This is a genomic window from Corynebacterium pseudodiphtheriticum DSM 44287, assembly GCF_000688415.1.
Classification (GTDB): domain Bacteria; phylum Actinomycetota; class Actinomycetes; order Mycobacteriales; family Mycobacteriaceae; genus Corynebacterium; species Corynebacterium pseudodiphtheriticum.
This window is the reverse complement of record NZ_JIAH01000010.1, coordinates 31,156-48,949: the sequence shown is the minus strand read 5'-3', so window position 1 is coordinate 48,949 and position 17,794 is coordinate 31,156. Positions and strand designations below refer to the sequence as shown.

The 17,794-nt window shown below is 57.0% G+C and carries 12 protein-coding genes; 6 read left to right on the top strand and 6 right to left on the bottom strand.

Features of this window, described 5'->3' with window-relative positions; all coding sequences use genetic code 11:
• Positions 1–49: 49 nt before the first annotated feature.
• Positions 50–1,009 carry a pantoate--beta-alanine ligase gene (locus O146_RS0108525; RefSeq protein ID WP_027018203.1) on the top strand — a complete coding sequence of 320 codons (960 nt, stop codon included), beginning with the start codon at positions 50–52 and terminating at the stop codon, positions 1,007–1,009.
• A gap of 4 nt (positions 1,010–1,013) precedes the next feature.
• On the opposite strand, the gene O146_RS0108520 is transcribed toward O146_RS0108525, so the two are convergent.
• Genes O146_RS0108520 through O146_RS0108510 form a run of 3 tightly spaced genes read right to left on the bottom strand, consistent with a single transcriptional unit; the run spans position 1,014 to position 4,010 of the window.
• On the bottom strand, positions 1,014–2,012 hold the full coding sequence (locus O146_RS0108520; protein ID WP_081820621.1) for an ArsA family ATPase: 999 nt from the start codon (positions 2,010–2,012) through the stop codon (positions 1,014–1,016).
• Complete coding sequence (locus tag O146_RS0108515) at positions 2,003–2,266, bottom strand: cory-CC-star protein (RefSeq protein ID WP_027018201.1); 264 nt, start codon at positions 2,264–2,266, stop codon at positions 2,003–2,005. Before O146_RS0108515 ends, O146_RS0108520 begins: the two co-directional genes overlap by 10 nt.
• Before the next feature lie 22 nt (positions 2,267–2,288).
• A complete protein-coding gene (locus tag O146_RS0108510; RefSeq protein WP_027018200.1) occupies positions 2,289–4,010 on the bottom strand; it encodes a carbon starvation CstA family protein in 1,722 nt (573 codons plus the stop codon).
• Positions 4,011–4,160: 150 nt separating this feature from the next.
• On the opposite strand from O146_RS0108510, the gene lysS reads away from it, so the two are divergent.
• The 5 genes from lysS to O146_RS0108485 all read left to right on the top strand — a co-directional run bounded on the left by lysS (position 4,161) and on the right by O146_RS0108485 (position 14,317).
• Entirely contained in the window at positions 4,161–5,777 is a 1,617-nt protein-coding gene (gene lysS / locus O146_RS0108505; RefSeq protein ID WP_027018199.1) for a lysine--tRNA ligase, read from the top strand.
• Between the two features lie 44 nt (positions 5,778–5,821).
• Entirely contained in the window at positions 5,822–7,264 is a 1,443-nt protein-coding gene (locus tag O146_RS0108500) for an MDR family MFS transporter (protein ID WP_027018198.1), read from the top strand.
• Positions 7,265–7,302: 38 nt separating this feature from the next.
• Entirely contained in the window at positions 7,303–8,784 is a 1,482-nt protein-coding gene (locus tag O146_RS0108495; RefSeq protein ID WP_035000726.1) for an NAD-dependent succinate-semialdehyde dehydrogenase, read from the top strand.
• 253 nt (positions 8,785–9,037) lie between these two features.
• Positions 9,038–11,209 (top strand): YhgE/Pip domain-containing protein, encoded by a 2,172-nt coding sequence (locus O146_RS0108490; protein WP_244266827.1) that lies wholly within the window; start codon positions 9,038–9,040, stop codon positions 11,207–11,209.
• A gap of 240 nt (positions 11,210–11,449) precedes the next feature.
• Complete coding sequence (locus tag O146_RS0108485; protein ID WP_027018195.1) at positions 11,450–14,317, top strand: ATP-dependent Clp protease ATP-binding subunit; 2,868 nt, start codon at positions 11,450–11,452, stop codon at positions 14,315–14,317.
• Positions 14,318–14,542: 225 nt separating this feature from the next.
• Here O146_RS0108485 and O146_RS0108480 read toward each other — a convergent pair whose 3' ends face one another.
• The 3 genes from O146_RS0108480 to O146_RS0108470 form a co-directional block, all read right to left on the bottom strand.
• Positions 14,543–15,802: a lipase family protein gene (locus O146_RS0108480; protein WP_244266826.1), complete on the bottom strand. Its 1,260-nt coding sequence runs from the start codon at positions 15,800–15,802 to the stop codon at positions 14,543–14,545.
• A 222-nt stretch (positions 15,803–16,024) separates the two neighbouring features.
• Positions 16,025–16,810, bottom strand: a complete 786-nt coding sequence (locus tag O146_RS0108475; RefSeq protein ID WP_027018193.1) for an ABC transporter ATP-binding protein — start codon at positions 16,808–16,810, stop codon at positions 16,025–16,027.
• Complete coding sequence (locus O146_RS0108470) at positions 16,810–17,793, bottom strand: FecCD family ABC transporter permease (protein WP_023018401.1); 984 nt, start codon at positions 17,791–17,793, stop codon at positions 16,810–16,812. The genes O146_RS0108475 and O146_RS0108470 overlap by 1 nt, the downstream gene beginning before the upstream one ends.
• Between the last annotated feature and the right edge of the window lies 1 nt (position 17,794).

Here is a 17,794-nt window from a genome sequence, read left to right as displayed (position 1 = left end):
TTGGCGAAAAATTAATCTCGGCAAGGAACAAACGACAGGTAGATCAGTTATGAGTTTTGCTTTCGGGCAAGCTACGCACTTTCACCTCGCGGATATCGCGAGGTTTTCGCGTGTCATGCAGAAAACTGGGAAATCTCTCCACCTGGTGGTGTTGGGCCAAGACATTCACGCGGGACACCGGATGTTGTTGCGTACCGCGCAGCAACTGGGTGTTGTGGTGGCGGCAGTTGAGCTGCCTCATGGTGCCGCTGGCGACACTGCCGAGACGGTTGACGTTGCCCCTGGTGCTGTTGAAACGACCACTGGTGCTGTTGACGCTGCCCCCGACGCGCAGGCGCACGCAACAAACCAAGGAGCGCCATCCCAGCAGCTGAACCCTGAGCTCATGGATGTTTTGCGCGAAGCTGGCGTTGACGCCGTCGTCCCGTACACCCGGGAGCCTGGTGAAAAAAATAGTCTTTGGCCGCAGGGGCTGCGCACACAGATCACTCCGCCGGAAGGGCTCGAAGATAGCGCCGCATTGGCCGAGGCCTTGACTGTGCATTTGAGCTTGCTGCATGCCGTAGCCCCAGACAGCATCATTGCGGGGGAAAAAGATTATGAATTTTTGTTGCGTCTGCAGCAGGCAATAACTGACCTGCACCTGGCAGTAAAAGTGCAGGGTGTGCCGACGGTGCGCATGCCGGACGGCTTGGCGATGAGCTTGCGTAATACCGAAATTCCTGTGGAGCACAGAGAAAAAGCTGTGGCGCTATCGGCGGCGCTGACTGCCGGGGCGCATGTGGCGGAACGGGGAGCACAAGTCGTGCTCGAAACCGCGCAGGATGTGTTGGATGCCGCTGGGGTGCAGCCGGATTATCTGGAACTGCGTGCCCGCGATTTTGGCCCGGCACCACAGGAAGGCGATGCGCGCTTGCTGGTGGCAGCAACTTTTGGTGGGGTGCGGCTGATCGACAACGTTGGCGTGCCTGTCGGGATTGGCTTCCGTAACTTGGATGGGGATAATTAGCCAACTAGCTGCGTCCCAGGTGCGCAGCAATTTCTGCCAAGGCAGCCGGGGTACCGACCTCTGAATCTAGCAGTGGCACTTCCGTCACACTCACCTGCGGCAACCGGCGGTGCAGATCGTCTAGTGCGGCATCTTCCAGGCGACGTCGGTTCGCCAAAAATTCGCCTTGATCCGCCGGTGAGCGCCGGTTTACCACCGCGCCACCAACGCGAATCCCAGTTTTCGCCAGCTCTGCATACAGTTCCGCGGTTTCCAAAACCGGCACCTTCTCTGCTGTGAGCACCAAATAAAACACTGATTGTTGCTGCAGAGAATCCCGCAGACGGGCAAACCTTTGCTGGCGTTTGTGCAAGATGGAGCGCAGCTCCTGGTTGCGGCGGTCCACTGCGTCGGTGGCAGTGTGTTTTGGGTCCATCCCACGGATCAGCTCCGAAAACCGTTCTGATTTCTCCCGCCGGTTCATCAGCCCCTGTGTCCAGGCGTTCATCAATTCCGGCACCGCTAATAGCCGTGAAGTGTGCCCAGACGGTGCGGTATCGAAAATCAGGAAATCATGGTCGGAATCTTCCACTACCTGCGCGATCGCCTCCACCATTGCGGCTTCGTGCGTGCCCGGCGAATTACGCGCCAGGTCCAAGTGTTTGGCCACTTCGCCGTGTAGGCGCTCTGGCATCATCCGTCGCATGGTGGCTTCCACCTGCGCGATGTGCGCTTTGGTGGTGGCTGTTGGATCCAGTTCCAGCAGGTGCAGGTTTGCACTTGCTTGTGCAGTTACACCGCGCGCGCCGACGGCTTGCTCCCACATATGCCCCAGGTTGTGCGCTGGGTCGGTGGAGACCAATTGCACGGAATAGCCATCTTCTGCCAACCCGAGGGCTACTGCGGAAGCAATCGTGGACTTGCCGACGCCACCTTTGCCGCCGAAAAACACGATCAGGGGCGCATCTGGGTTAGCGTCCGCCGGGCTGTCGTCAGCAAGCGCTTTGATTTGCTCTAACAACACTGGATCTCCTCCAAAGGCGAGCGCAGCATCCCCATCCGGCGGTGCCAGGCATGGAAATCTTCGTAGATGATGGGCAATAATTCCAGCGTATAAAAGCTGGCCGGGTTGGGAATGCCCAGGGCTTCGGACATCACCAGCAGCTGGAACAGGTCATCTTCTTCCTGCCGTGCGCGCGCAAACGTGGCCCGGTACGGCGCGGAATAATATTCGTTTAATCCCTGCCCGAAGGCTTTTAGCTTGTCGACGATAGACATGACGCGTAGCTTCCGGCCCGTGTTATTTCCCGCGTTTGATGGCTTGCACTTGAGGTAGTGGAGCATCGGTGTCTTCGTCGGTCCAGACCACCTTCGGGGTGTTTTGCGCGCGCCGGTAGGCGGCGGTGGCTTCGATGACCACCCAGATTGCGCATACCAGGATGACGACGTCGATCAACACGAGCAGCCAGTTGCCATCGGAAATGAATGTGCCCAGTTGCGAGATAGCAGCCCACAGGGAAGCGACCATGACGAAGATAGCCGGCACAACCACCAGCCAGGACGGGCGGCGAAGGTGCGCCAGGATGATGGCGATGATCGACAGCGACAACGCCGCCATGATCTGGTTGGTGGTGCCGAACAGCGGCCACAGTGTCATTCCGCCGGAGCCGTCGGCACCTGCGGAGAAGGTCAGGACTAGTGCGATGCCCACGGCAATGATCGTCGCGGAGAACGCTTTCAGGCGAATGCCCGCAACCTCAGCGATTTCCTGCACCACCAGGCGCTGCAGGCGCACGCCGGTGTCCATGGTGGTTGCGGCAAACAGCACGGCCATCGTCGCCAAGATCGTCGTGGAGATGCCTACCGGGATGCCTAAGCCAGCGTTAACGATGTTGGTGCCGCCGTCGACGAAAGCGCTGATGCCGCCTTCGTTGAACGCGTTGTAGATTTCTTCCCATTCAGCCAGGCTCTGGAAACCAGCAGAAACTGCGATGATGGTGCCCAACGCCAACAGGCCTTCGCCGGCGGCTCCGAAGTAGCCCACGAAGCGGGAATCGGTTTCTTTTTCCAGCTGCTTGGACGAGGTGCCGGAGGAGACCATGCCGTGGAATCCGGAAATGGCGCCACAGGCGATGGTCACAAACAGCAGTGGCCACATCGATGGGGTGCCTTCCGGCACGTTGCTGTTCAGCTGCGGTGCGACGATGGACGGTGCGGAGAGCAGCATGGAGCCGTAGAGAATACCCAGGGCGATAAACAGTTGCAGGCCGTTGATGTAGTCGCGTGGTTGTAGCAAGATCCACACCGGCAGCAGTGAGGCGATGGCGGCGTAGATGAACAACAGGATGATCCACACGCCGTTGGCTGGGATGCCCCAGACGGTTTCTGGGAGCGCGATAGGGAAGCGCTCACCGAGCAGCACCAGCGCGTAGAGCGCGATGACACCGAGGATGGATACCACCGGCAGGTTCCATTGCATGCGGTAGACGGCTTGGCCGATGAGCAGGGCGACGACGATGGCGCCCCAGGTTGGGATCACTGCAGAGGGGTTTGCGATGAGCAGGTTGGAGATCACCACGGCGAAGGCGGCCACGACCATCAGCAACAGCAGGAAGATGACGACGAGGAACAGGTTGCGCCCGCGTTTGCCGATATAACGGCCGGACAGCGTGCCGATGGATTGGCCGCGGTGGCGCTGGGAAGCCCACAAAATGCCCATATCGTGCATGCCTGCTATGAAAATCGTGCCCAGGGTGACCCAGAAGAATGCCGGTAGCCACCCCCAAATGATCGCCACGGCCGGGCCGACAATGGGGGCAGCGCCAGCGACGGAGGTGAAGTGGTGGCCCCACAGCACGAATTTGTTCGTTGGCACGTAGTCCACGCCGTCGTTCATGGCATGTGCGGGGGTTTTATAGCGATCGGAAAGTTGGAAGATTTTCTTCCCGAGGAATTTTGCATAGATGAGGTATCCACCGATGATCATCGCGAGGCCGATGACAACTAAGTACAGTGAGTTCATCGTTGTAGTCTCCGTAGTCTCCTACTGGGCAGTCTCCTGCTTGGCTGAAAGTGTGGCGTATCACAGTAATTTTTGCATGAGAACACAGAAACGTTGTCATTGGGCTGCCTGGCTTATCGTTTGTGGTGTTTTTCGACTACCCTGGGCCGGGTGAGTCAGCAGAAAAATTCCCCCGATGCCCCTGATAGCCTGCCGGAACAGTTGCGTATCCGGCGGGAAAAGCGCCAACGCTTACTCGACCGTGGTGACCAGGCCTACCCGGTTGCGGTTAAGCGCACTATGAGCCTTGCCGAATTGCGCAGGGCTTATGTTGTGGTGAAACCGGAGGACACCGATACCGACGCTGCACCGGCTGCGCCAGAACAGCTAGTCACCCGCGAGAATGGCGTGACCTATATTCAGCCGGGTGGCGATTCTGGCGATGAAGTTGCCATCGCTGGTCGCCTGCTGTTCAAGCGCGATACTGGCAAGTTGTGCTTCGCCACCCTGCAAGATGGTGATGGCACCCAGGTGCAGGCGATGTTGTCTTTGGCAGAAGTTGGCAAGGAAGCGCTGGATCAGTGGAAAGCCGACGTCGATATGGGCGATTTCGTCGCGGTGCAGGGCAAGGTCATTTCTTCCCGGCGTGGCGAGCTGTCCGTGTTTGTAAATTCCTGGCAGATGGCGTCGAAGTCGATTCGTCCGCTGCCGGTGTCGTTTGCAGAGATGGCGGAAGATACTCGGGTGCGTCAGCGCTATAACGACCTGATTGTGCGCAAGGAAGCCCGCGAGAATGCGATGACCCGCATCAAGGTGATTCGTGCGCTGCGCAATTACTTGGAAGGCGAAGATTTCGTTGAGATCGAAACCCCAATGCTGCAGACCATCCATGGTGGTGCTGCTGCGCGTCCGTTCGTGACGCACTCTAATGCGTTGGATTTGGACTTGTACCTGCGTATCGCGCCGGAGTTGTTCTTGAAGCGCGCCGTCGTTGGCGGCATCGATCGCGTTTTTGAGATCAACCGTAACTTCCGCAATGAGGGCATTGACCGCTCGCACTCACCGGAATTCGCGATGTTGGAGACCTACCAAGCTTGGGGCGACTACAACACTGGTGCGACGATGATTCGCGAGGCTGTCCAGCACATTGCCCAGGAAGTTTTCGGTTCGCAGGTAGTTACGCTTGCCGACGGCACCGAGTACGATCTGTCCGGCGAGTGGCCAGAAATCGAAATGTACCCGTCTTTGAACGAGGCCTTGGCCCGCAAATTCCCGGGCCAGCCAGAGGTCACGGTGGATTCCACCGTCGACGAGCTGCTGGCAATTGCCGACGTCATTGGCTTGAAGGTTCCGAAGGATGGCGGTTGGCAGCACGGCAAACTGGTGGAAGAAATCTGGGAGTTGTTGTGTGAGGATCAGCTGCATGGGCCGATCTTTGTCAAGGACTTCCCGGTAGAAACCTCGCCGTTGACTCGTGATCACCGTTCGAAGCCGAAGGTCACGGAAAAGTGGGACCTGTATGTGCGTGGATTCGAGCTGGCAACTGGCTATTCTGAGTTGATTGACCCGGTGATCCAGCGCGAGCGTTTCGAAGACCAAGCGCGTTTGGCTGCCGGTGGTGATGAGGAAGCCATGGTGCTGGATGAGGAATTCCTGGCGGCCATGGAACAAGGTATGCCGCCGACAGCTGGTACCGGCATGGGTATCGACCGTTTGTTGATGGCGCTGACTGGCTTGGGCATTCGTGAAACCGTCCTGTTCCCGATTGTGAAACCGGAACAAAGCTAAGCGAAAAATAATACTGGTTCGGAGGGATCGAGGTCCGCAACGATATGAGTGAAAACCGAGTTAATGCACAACCGGAAAAGATCCCGCCGGACGTCGTCGCCGTGTTGGCGGTGCTAGTGGCCGCAGCAACCGTCATGATCTTGAATGAGACCTCGTTGTCGGTTGCACTGCCTGCGGTTATGCAAGATTTTGCTATTAATGCCGCCAGCGCACAGTGGTTGATCACGGTGTTCATGCTAACCATGGCCGTGGTCATTCCGACCACTGGTTTTTTGATTCAGCGGTTTAGCACCCGGCAAGTTTTCTTTGCCTCGGTGGGGCTGTTTATTCTGGGCACGATCATGGGCGCGGTAGCGCCGGTATTTGCGGTGTTGTTGCTGGCCCGCATTGTGCAAGCCGCCGGTACCGCTTTGATTGTGCCACTGTTGATGACGGTGATGCTGCAGCTGGTGCCGCTAGAGCGTCGGGGCACCGTTATGGGTTTTATTGGTGTGGTGATTGCGGTGGCACCGGCGACTGGCCCGACCGTCGGCGGCGTGATCTTAGAGGCTTTTACCTGGCACGCTATTTTTCTGTGCATGCTGCCGCTGCTGGTAGGCGTGCTGTTGCTGGGGGCGAAGCTGTTGACGAACGTCGGGGAGAACACCGGGCAACCGATTGATCTGCTTTCTGTTGCGTTATCGGTGGTGGCGTTCGGGGGCATTGTCTATTCGCTGTCTTCTTTAGAAACTGCGCTGGATACCGGCGAAAACGTTGGTCTGCTCGTCGGGCTATTGGTGGTCGCGGTTATTGCACTGCTGGTTTTCGGCGTGCGGCAGGTGCGTTTGGGCGCGAAGGGCCGGGCTTTGTTGGATCTGCGGCCGTTTCGGATCCGTAATTTCACTCTGTCAGTGTTTATCGCGTTGTTTTCTTTTGCGGTGCTGATCGGCACCGTCACCATGCTGCCGATTTTCGTGCAAAACGGTTTGGGCGATGGTGCGCGTACTGCCGGTTTGATCGTGTTGCCGGGCGGGGTGTTGCAGGCAGTGATGTCGCCGATTATTGGGCGTATTTATGATTCGGTGGGACCAAAGCCGATCATGATTCCCGGAGCTTTCTTGATGGCAGCCGGTACGTGGTTGTTCAGCACCATCGGCACTGATTCTCAGAGCTGGCAGTTGGTCATTTTCCATGTGGTTTTCGCTTTTGGTTTTGGCCTGTTGATGACGCCGATGATGACCACCGCGCTGAGTTCATTGACGGGGGAGCTTTACAGCCACGGTTCGGCCATCTTGACGACACTGCAGCAATTGGCTGCTGCCGCCGGTACCGCGTTGTTGATGGTGGTGTTGACTCGGGGTACCGAGTCTGGCTTGGGTGCTGGGCTGGCGGAAGCGGCTGCGACGGCCGAGGGTGTGCGGGCAGCATTTGTGGTGGCTGCGGTGATGGTCACGGCGATGGTTCCGATGACATTTTTTATCCGCAGCCCACGCACAGCGGTTGCGTAATGTGAGCTAAACTGCACAACCCCGCGTAGAGTGTGAGTATGAGCTTCGATTACGCACCGTATACTGAATTGATCAATAACTTGCCTACCAAAATTTGGTTGGGCAGCGAGCAAGTTGCCGGGGTCGGCGGCGCTTATTCTGAGGTGGAAGATCCGGCCACGGGCCAGGTGTTAGCGCAGGTCTCTGATGCTGATTCCACGCAGTGGATGAAGGCTTTAGATCTTGCCGACGCCGTCCAGGACACCTGGGCGAAGGATTTCACTGCTCGTCAGCGTGCGGACGTGCTGATGGATATTTATGCCGCTGTGCAGGACCGTGCCGAGGATTTTGCCACGGTGATGACCTTGGAAATGGGCAAGACTTTCGCCGAAGCGAAAGGTGAGGTCGGTTATGGTTCGGAGTACTTGCGTTGGTTTGCGGAAGAAGCCGTGCGTATCGACGGCCACTATGGCAAGTCCCCGTCTGGTGCTGGCACTATCCGCGTTACCCATACACCGGTAGGCCCTTGCTTGGCGGTGACCCCGTGGAATTTCCCATTCGCTATGGCCACGCGCAAGATTGCTCCGGCACTGGCTGCGGGCTGCACCATGATCGTGAAACCGGCCAAGGAAACCCCGTTGACGATGCTGTTGCTCGGTGAGGTCATCGCCGAGGTTTTCGCTAAGCACAACGTTCCGAGCGGTGTGCTCTCTATTGTGCCGACGACGAAGTCTTCCGCTATGTCGCGTGAGTTGATGGCGGATGCTCGTCTGCGCAAGGTCACCTTCACTGGTTCCACTGGCGTCGGCAAGATTTTGGTGGAGCAATCGGCGAAGAACCTGCAGCGCACTTCGATGGAGCTGGGCGGTAACGCGCCGTTTGTTATCCACAAGGATGCGGATTTGGACAGCGTGCTGGAATGCGCGTATGCAGCGAAGATGCGTAACGGTGGGCAGGCGTGCGTGTCGGCCAACCGTTTTATTGTGCACGAGGATGTGGCTGCGGAATTCACTCGTCGTATCACGCAGAAGCTGGCGCAAGTAAGCACTGGCCATGGCTTGGATGAGGGCGTCGGTCTGGGCCCAATGATTACTGCGGCGCAGCGCGATGGCATCGCTAAGCTGGTCGACGATGCCCGCAAGGCTGGTGCCACCGTGCACACTGGTGGGGAAGTGCCGGAAGGCGAGGGCTACTTCTACCCGGCAACCGTGTTGTCAGATATTCCTACGGACGCGGATATTTTGCGCGAGGAGATCTTTGGCCCGGTGGTGGCGATTACTACTTATTCCGATCTGGACGACGCCATCACTGCTGCTAATGACACTTCTGTGGGCTTGGCTGCGTACGGCTATAGCGAGAATGTGCATACGGCGGAGCGTTTGGCGCATGAGTTGAATGCGGGCATGGTGGCTATCAACCGCGGGGGTGTTTCTGATGTTGCCGCGCCGTTTGGTGGCATCAAGGAGTCTGGTTTTGGTCGCGAGGGCGGTGCTGAAGGCATCAACGAGTATTTGGATACTCGTTATATCGCGACTCCCTAAATTCTCCGATACTATAGTGTTGCACATCACAGAATAGGAAAATTTACGTGGTGTGCTATAAGATGCTAACGCATTTGCTAGGGAAAATAAACTAATTGTGGATTTTAAAACTTCGCTCTTGTAAGCAATTATGTTTTGTTTTCCAAGCAAGTGTGAAGCTGGTGCATAACGCAGCACGTGGATGCCACGAGCGGCGACACAGCGCCGGCAGGACCTATTAACTCTCACAGACAGATAGTGGAGGTGTCTTCTTGTGAGTACTGCTGATCACGTTGCAGGGGAGAAAAACCTGTGGCACAGGATGCTCGACTGGCGTCCGAAATCAACCATCACGCGCATCCTGGTGGTGCTCACGCTCGTCCTGCCACTGGTTGGTGCAGCGACTTTCATGTGGGCGATGTGGGACCCATCAAAGTACCTGCGGAATGTTTCGCTCGCGGTTGTGAATGAAGACGCAGGTGTCGACCGCGACGGCAAATACATCAACTACGGTGACCAGGTCGTAGAAGGCCTGCTGGAAACGGACTATCTGAATTTCGCAGAAGTTGATAGAGAGCAAGGCGAAAAAGGCCTGACCCGCGGCGATTACCTTTTTGTGGTCACGATTCCGAAAGAATTCTCAGATGATGCCGTGACCATCATTAGCGACAACCCGCGCCAGCCTAATATCCACTTCGCTGAAAATGACTTTTATGGCACCAACGGTGCGGTGATTACCAATAGTTTGATCCCGCAGGTGCAAAACAAGGTCGCCGATGCGATCTCCAAAAAATACGCCACGCAGGTTATTGATGGCCTGGGGCGCATGAGCGAGGGAATAACCAAGGCTGCCGACGGCGCCGGGCGTTTGGATGCCGGCGCTACCCAGCTGAAAGACGGTGGTGCGCGGGCGGTTGACGGTATCTCGCGTTTGGACAAAGGAGCTTCTGACCTGCAGGATGGTGCCGGGCGTTTGCATCAGGGAACCACGGATTTGAAAGCTGGCACCACGCGACTGACTACCGGAGTGGGCGAACTGAGTAATGGTGCTGCCCGCCTGCAGGATGGCTCTTCCCAGTTGGCCAACGGCATGGATCAGTTGCTGGCTGGCACTGATCAGCTTGCCGACGGCGCAGGACAGATTGATGCCGGTGTGAACCAGTTGACCGGTATGTTGTTGCCGCTACTGGAGCAGGTGCAAGGTGCGCTGCCGGATATGCAGCCAATTATTGATGTGCTGCATACCTTCGGTGCTCACGCGGAAGCTGAGAAACTGGCGGGGATTGTCAGCCGCTTGGATCCTGCTAATCAACAGAACATGGTTAACCAGCTCAACCGCCTGCGGGAGGGCACCGGCCAGCTGCACTACAACCTGGCGGACCCGAATGCGCGCTACCGGGCTGGTGTGTTGCGCCTGCACGATGGTGCCCACCGTTTGGACGATGGCATCACGCAGCTCAACGGGGGTGTGGGCCGCTTGGCCGACGGTGCTAGTCAATTGGATAACGGGGCAACCCGCCTGAACGAGGGCACGGGTTCGCTGACCGACGGAGTCGGTCGCCTGAAAGACGGCACCACCAAACTAAACGATGGTGGCGGCCAGTTGCTGGACGGCATGACTCGTTTGCAAGACGGTACGAATGAACTGTCCACCAAGCTGGCGGAAGGTGCTGCGAAGGCACCGAAGATCAGCAAGCCAGAAGCTTCGGCTGCCAATATTGCGGTGCCGATCAACTTCACCGCGTCGAATGTGCACCCAGTGCAAACCGTGGCTGATGAGTCCGACCCAACCGTCAAGAACATCACTGCTGGTGCCGCGATCTTGGTCATCGTCGTCTTTGGTTACCTAGCCATGGCGTTGTTGTCGACGCTTCTGCCACATGTCGTCGGCAAGCGGGCAAACAGCTACACCGTGCTGGGGCCTGTGTTGCGGGCGCTGGGGTTGATTTCGCTGGTCAACTTCGCGGTGATCGGCTTTTTCGCTGGCTTCTCCATTGTTCTGGGCTGGTCGCCGGATAATTGGGTAGCCGCTATCGGGGTGCTGGCGCTCACGGCCGTTACTGGTTCGGCGGTGTTCCAGTTCCTGCGCATCTTGTTCGGCCGTATGTACGGCGGGGTGTTCTCGTTGGGTCTCTTTGCGCTGGGGTTGTTCGTGTTCGGTGGTATCTGGCCGCTGGATACCACGCCGGCTCCGCTGCGGTTGCTGCACAACTTCCACCCAATGAGCTACACGCGCGATGCCTTTATGCGCGTGACGGATGGCCTGTACGACGCTACCTTCTGGGGCGGTCTCGGTGGTCTGCTGGTCTTCGCGCTCTTGTCGACGGGATTGTCGCTGGTAATTTACGCTTCTCGCCGTCGGGGTGCGGCTAATGAGCTGGATGAAGAGATCGAGTACGTAAAGAAGGCGCGTTTGGGCGAAGAGCCCGCTGCTTTGGCGAACTAAAACCTGTTCCTGTTTGCCGCCTGGAACACGAGCGACGCCCGGATTACCTCCACTCCGGGCGTCGCTTTTTGCTGTGCAAAACCTCCGTAAACAGGGTGTTCGCTACAGGCGAACAGGCCCTTAGCCTGCGGATATACCGAAATTCGGTGAATCGATTCGCAAAACGGGAAGGGTCGGTGATAGTTGCGCGTTATGGTGGGTGGAACATATCGCAAATCGGTTAGGGAGAACTCAGAGCACATGTTTGAACGGTTTACGGACCGAGCTCGACGCGTCATTGTTTTGGCGCAAGAAGAAGCTCGCATGCTTAACCACAATTACATCGGTACCGAGCACATTCTGCTTGGTCTGATCCACGAAGGTGAAGGGGTCGCTGCTAAGGCCCTGGAATCGATGGATATCTCCTTAGACGATGTCCGCAATGAGGTCGAAGAGATCATCGGACAGGGATCCCAACCGCACAGCGGACATATCCCATTTACTCCACGAGCAAAGAAGGTCTTGGAGCTTTCCTTGCGTGAAGGCCTGCAAATGGGCCACAAATATATCGGCACTGAATTCCTGCTGCTTGGCCTGATCCGTGAGGGCGAAGGCGTTGCCGCGCAGGTATTAACCAAGTTGGGCGCTGATCTGCCGCGCGTTCGTCAGCAGGTTATTCAGTTGCTGTCCGGTTATGAAGGCGGTAACCAGGATGGTTCCGGTAGCGGTTCTTCTTCCGCACCTGGCGGTGGTGGCCTGGCAGGTGCCGGTGCTGGCCCGTCCATGAGTGGCGGTTCCAGTAGCGGTGGTAAGGGCGACCGCTCTAATTCGCTGGTGCTGGATCAGTTCGGCCGTAACCTTACGCAGGCTGCGAAGGAAGGCAAACTGGACCCGGTTGTGGGCCGTGATTCTGAGGTCGAGCGCATCATGCAGGTGCTTTCGCGCCGTACCAAGAACAACCCGGTGCTGATTGGTGAGCCTGGTGTTGGTAAGACTGCCGTCGTAGAGGGCCTGGCCCTGGATATCGTTAACGGCAAGGTGCCAGAAACCCTGAAGGATAAGCAGCTGTACTCGCTGGATCTGGGTTCGCTGATTGCTGGTTCGCGTTACCGTGGTGACTTCGAAGAGCGCCTGAAGAAGGTGCTGAAGGAAATCAACCAGCGTGGCGACATCATCTTGTTCATCGACGAGATCCACAACCTGGTTGGTGCCGGTGCTGCCGAAGGCGCCATCGATGCTGCGTCACTGCTGAAGCCGAAACTGGCGCGCGGTGAGCTACAAACCATTGGTGCCACCACCTTGGAGGAATACCGCAAGCACATTGAAAAAGACGCTGCTCTGGAGCGTCGCTTCCAGCCGGTGAAGGTTGAAGAGCCATCACTGGAAGACACTGTGCTGATTCTCAAGGGGCTGCGCGACAAATACGAGGCACACCACCGTGTCTCCTATACCGATGATGCCCTGGAGGCTGCGGCGAAGCTCGCACACCGTTATATCAATGACCGCTTCTTGCCAGACAAAGCCGTCGACTTGCTCGACGAGGCCGGTGCGCGCATGCGCATCAAGCGGCTGATCGCTCCAGAAAGCCTGCGTGAGGTTGATGAGCGCATCGCAGAGGTTCGTCGTAACAAGGAAGCCGCTATCGACGGCCAAGACTTTGAAAAGGCGGCGCGCCTGCGCGATAGCGAACGTAAGTTGAACGAAGAGCGCGCGGAGAAGGAAAAGGCGTGGCGTGAAAACGACCTGGAAGACATCGCCGAGGTAGGCGAGGACCAGATCGCAGAAGTGCTTGCGCACTGGACCGGCATTCCGGCGCTGCGCATGACCGAAACAGAGTCCAGCCGTTTGCTTAACATGGAGCAAGAACTACACAAGCGCATCATCGGCCAGGACGAAGCCGTCAAGGCTGTTTCCCGTGCGATTCGCCGCACCCGCGCAGGGCTGAAGGATCCAAACCGTCCATCCGGTTCCTTCATCTTCGCCGGTCCATCCGGTGTCGGTAAAACAGAGTTGTCGAAGTCGCTGGCGAACTACCTGTTCGGTAACGACGACGATCTGATCCAGATCGACATGTCGGAGTTCCACGACCGCTTCACGGCCTCCCGTTTGTTCGGTGCCCCTCCGGGATACGTGGGCCACGAAGAAGGCGGCCAGTTGACCGAGAAGGTTCGTCGTAAGCCGTTCTCCGTGGTGCTTTTCGACGAGATCGAAAAGGCGCACAAGGAGATCTACAACACCTTGCTGCAGGTATTGGAAGAAGGTCGCTTGACCGATGGCCAGGGCCGTGAGGTGGACTTCAAGAACACCGTGCTGATCTTCACTTCTAACCTGGGTACCTCCGATATTTCCAAGGCTGTTGGCCTCGGCTTTTCTTCGGAGTCGGAATTCGACCCGGATTCCCAGTACGACCGGATGAAGAACAAGGTTGACGAAGAGCTGAAGAAGCACTTCCGCCCAGAGTTCTTGAACCGTATCGACGAGACCGTCGTCTTCCACCAGTTGAACCAAAAACAGATCGTCGAAATGGTGGACCTGCTCATCGGCCGCGTCGCCAAGCAGTTGCATGACCGCGACATGGACATCGAGCTGTCCGAGAACGCGAAGAAGCTGCTGGCTCGCCGTGGCTTCGATCCCGTACTGGGTGCTCGTCCGCTGCGTCGTACCATCCAGCGGGAGATCGAAGACCCAATGTCGGAGAAGATTTTGTTCGGCGAGTTGGGTGCCGGCGAAATCATCTCTGTCGACGTGGAAGGCTTCGACGAAGACAACAAGAAGAAGGGCGAGTTCACCTTCAGTCCGCGTCCAAAGCCACTGCCGGAAGAAGAATTCGGTGAGTTGGACGAGGATGACGTTCGTGAAGTAGAGAACCCAACCGAGTCGGACGATGCTGCTGTTTCCGACGACCAGGACGGTAACGACGGCAAGGGTGGTTCTGGTTCCGATGGGGATGACCCAGATGATCAGCCGGGCACCGTTGGTGATCCGAATGGTCAGCCAGATACGTTGAGCCCAGATACGCCAAACAACGGTGGTTCCGGCGCTTTGCTGGAACGTCCAGAAGACGAGCGTGGTTCGGACGACTCTGATGATTCGGATGGTCCGGCTGGTCCACAGCCGCAGCGCGACTAAAAGCATGGCAGCACGGCGTTGGCCCGCCAGCTTGGGTTTTTTACTCGGCACACGGCGTTTGCTCCTGCTAGCACGGCGTTTGCTCGCCGTAGCCCGAACAGCTCCCTAACGACGTCCTAACGGCGAAACAGCTGGCCTGCCCCTCGAGAAGAGGTGGTAGGCCAGCTGTTTTGTTTTGGCAAAACTTGAACTTGCCGCAATAAGCCCGCAATAACGCCGTAATAACTAAAACGTGCCGCAATCATTGCGCGGTGCGATGCCATGAAAACGATCAATCAAATACTGCAAACCTTGGGGCATATCCGTGAATAACGGCAGGGCGTGGTTAATGCCTGCCTTGAGCTCCGGCAACACAGGCGGGACATCTGTATGCAAAAACTGCACTTGGCCACCTTGTGCACAATATTGGCGTGCCATTGTGGTGGCTTGGACCAAGGGGATCAGATCATCGTCGCCAGAATTAGAAACCATGATGGGCCCGGATACCGGCTGGGTGCCCAGCCTTTGCGCTTCCACTAAATTGCTGAGTTCCGGGTGGCGGTTGATCACCTCTGAGAAGGAGTCGCCGCTTTTGGTCAGCGTGCGGGTATCCGTAAAACCCCAGTTGATGGTGGCATCGCCAATGCAGCTGATTTCTGCATCGTGCAAAAAGCGTTTGCCTTCCTCGTTGAATTCTTCGTCGATGATCCGTTGCAGCGCGGGGTGGCGGTCTACAAATCCATTGAGCGTGTAACCCAAGGCGGCCACGATGGACGAATTGTCGACGGCTTCCAACACGTGGCGCAGATCCGCGGGCGGGGCGCCTGCGAAAGTGCCCACAAGGTTGAGCTCTGGCGCGTAGCTGGCTTTGTGTTCTGCGGCTGCTGCAGCCGCGCCTCCGCCTTGGGAATAACCGGCGAAGCCGACCGGAGAATCCGCTGGGGCCCCGGCTGCTTGCAATCCAGCCCGGGCCGCATCCAGGACGGCGTGGGCTTCTTCGACTGAGTTCACGTAAGTGTGGTGGTCTGGAGTTCCCATGCCCATGTAATCGGTGCTGATAATGCGAATCCCCGCGAGATTGGCTAGATACTGCAAGGGCAATTCATAGTTTGCATTCACGCTGAGATAAGGCAGCCCGTCGGCATTAGTGTGGATCTCGAGCGCCGATATCAGGTCGGGTGCAGCGGATGGTGCGCATAGATCACCCGCTCCACGGGTTCCGGGTGCCATGACGATAGTGGGGGTGGGGCCGTTACCTTGCCAGGGGGTAATGGGGTCGATGATGTAGCCGGTGACCTCTACGGGCTCGCCGTTGGAATTGATTGAGGCGTAGCGGATACGCTGCGCGGAACCGGGAAGATGTTCGCCACCGGGATTCAGCAGGTGCGGAGCCGCGGTTGCTTCTAGCAGCGCACCGGCTGCTGCGCCAGGTGGCGGTGGTGCGGGAATGTAGGCGGAGGGACTAGGAGCACCTGCTTCATTGGCGTGTGCCGTGGAAGTGCTCACGCTGGCTAAAAGACCAGTAGTCAGGAAACTGGCGGCCATCAGGCACAGCTCTTTGCGGATGCTGCTGCTAAAACCCGTGTGAGTGGGGGTGGTGGGGCTGTCAGAAATACTACTCTTTTGCTTAGAAAACTGTGACGTGAAATACATGCAAGACAGCTTAGAGCATGAACGTCACTGAGTCACGTATCACATTTACTTCTGGGTCTATTAACTGCTCAAGGCCTAAGAATTCCTATGATCAATAGGATGCTTGACCAGCAAGAAGGGTATTTCATCAGCGGTGTATTCCAGCTGCCCTTTTACTTCAAATACCGTGCTTAACATTTCAGTAGTCAGCACTTCTTCGGGGGGACCATCCGCCCGGAGCTTCTGATTGTGTAGCAGTAGGAGCCGGTCGCAATATCGTGCTGCTAGCGCTAGATCGTGGATTGCTAGAACAACGGCAATGTCGTGTTCCTTCGCAAGATGGAATAGAAGATCCATTAATTTGTGCTGGTGGTACAGGTCAAGGTGATTGGTCGGTTCATCGAGAAGCATTATGTTTGCTTGCTGTGCCATTGCCCGTGCAACCATGACGCGTTGAATCTGCCCGCCAGAAAGCTCATGCAGCCGCAGATCAGAAATGTCTTCCAAGCTGCAATGAAATAACGCACGATCTACAATTTCTGCGTCGTCAGGCTGTGGCGCTGAAAAAGGCATGCGGCCTGCATCGCGGCCTAGCTGCACGACCTCGCGGACGGTGAGTGTAACCCGTTGGCCTGATTTCTGGGCCACATAGGACAAGGCATGAACACGTTGGGACAGCGGATAGGATTTTAACGGTTTTCCTGCGAAGTGAATGGTTCCGTCAAAGGGCTGCACCCCAGCAATGGACTTGAGAAGCGTCGACTTGCCACACCCATTGGGGCCGATGAGGCCTACCAGGCCAGGTTTTTTGATCTCGAAAGACACGTCGTCGATTACGGGTTTATTCGGAAAGCCCGTTTTGAGGTTCTCTACCTTGAGCATTAGTGCTTTCTCCGCAAGATTAGGAAAAACATCGGTACGCCAATGAGGGCAGTAATTACGCCCACTGGCAGTTCTTGGGGTGCAAAAATGGATCGCGCAAAGGCATCCGCGATAACTAGGGTGACAGCGCCAATGAGTGCGGACAGCGGTATGAGGCTGGCATGTTTTGGTACGTTCAGCATTCTTACGGCGTGGGGGATAATTAGCCCCACGAAACCTATCGCGCCGACGGAAGCCACAGTCGTGGCGGTCATCAGCGAAACACAAATCAGAACAATGTAGCGCAGTGCGACTACAGGAACGCCCATTGTTGAGGCGGTATCCCCACCCAAAGAGAGCGCATCTAGGTGGCGGGAAAGCGCCCAAAGCATCAGCATTCCTATGGAGCCAACAATTATCACCGCAAATAGCGTAGGCCAGCGTGCTGCCCCTAGAACTCCGAGTAGCCAGAACATGATGCTGCGAGTAGATTCCGCGTCGCCCGAGGCTGTCACGACTAGAGAAGTCAGAGATTGGAAAAGAAAGCCAATGAGGACGCCGGTGAGCACTACCTTTGTTGCGTCCCCTCCGGTATTGCGGAGTAAAAGCATCAGCAGAGCAAAAGAGGCGAGAGAACCAACGGTTGCGCCGAAAATGATTCCGTATTGCCAAGTAGAAAACAGGATCGCAATGACGGCGCCTGTCGACGCTCCAGAGGATACACCGAGTAAGTATGGCTCTGCGAGATCATTATGTGTAACAGCCTGCATTGCAACACCGCATACTGCCAAGATTGCTCCGACGAAGGCTGCCATAAGGATCCGCGGGATACGAAGCTCCGTCAGGATCGATGTGCGCAGTGCGGAAGGGCTTGGTTGCGAAGGAACAACCAGCCCAATGAGTTCGCTGAAGGACATGGAGCTTGAGCCCACGGTGAGCGAGCCAACTAATGCTACGAGGAGGGTCGCAGCACTAATTCCAGCGATAGTCCAGGTTTTACGCAAT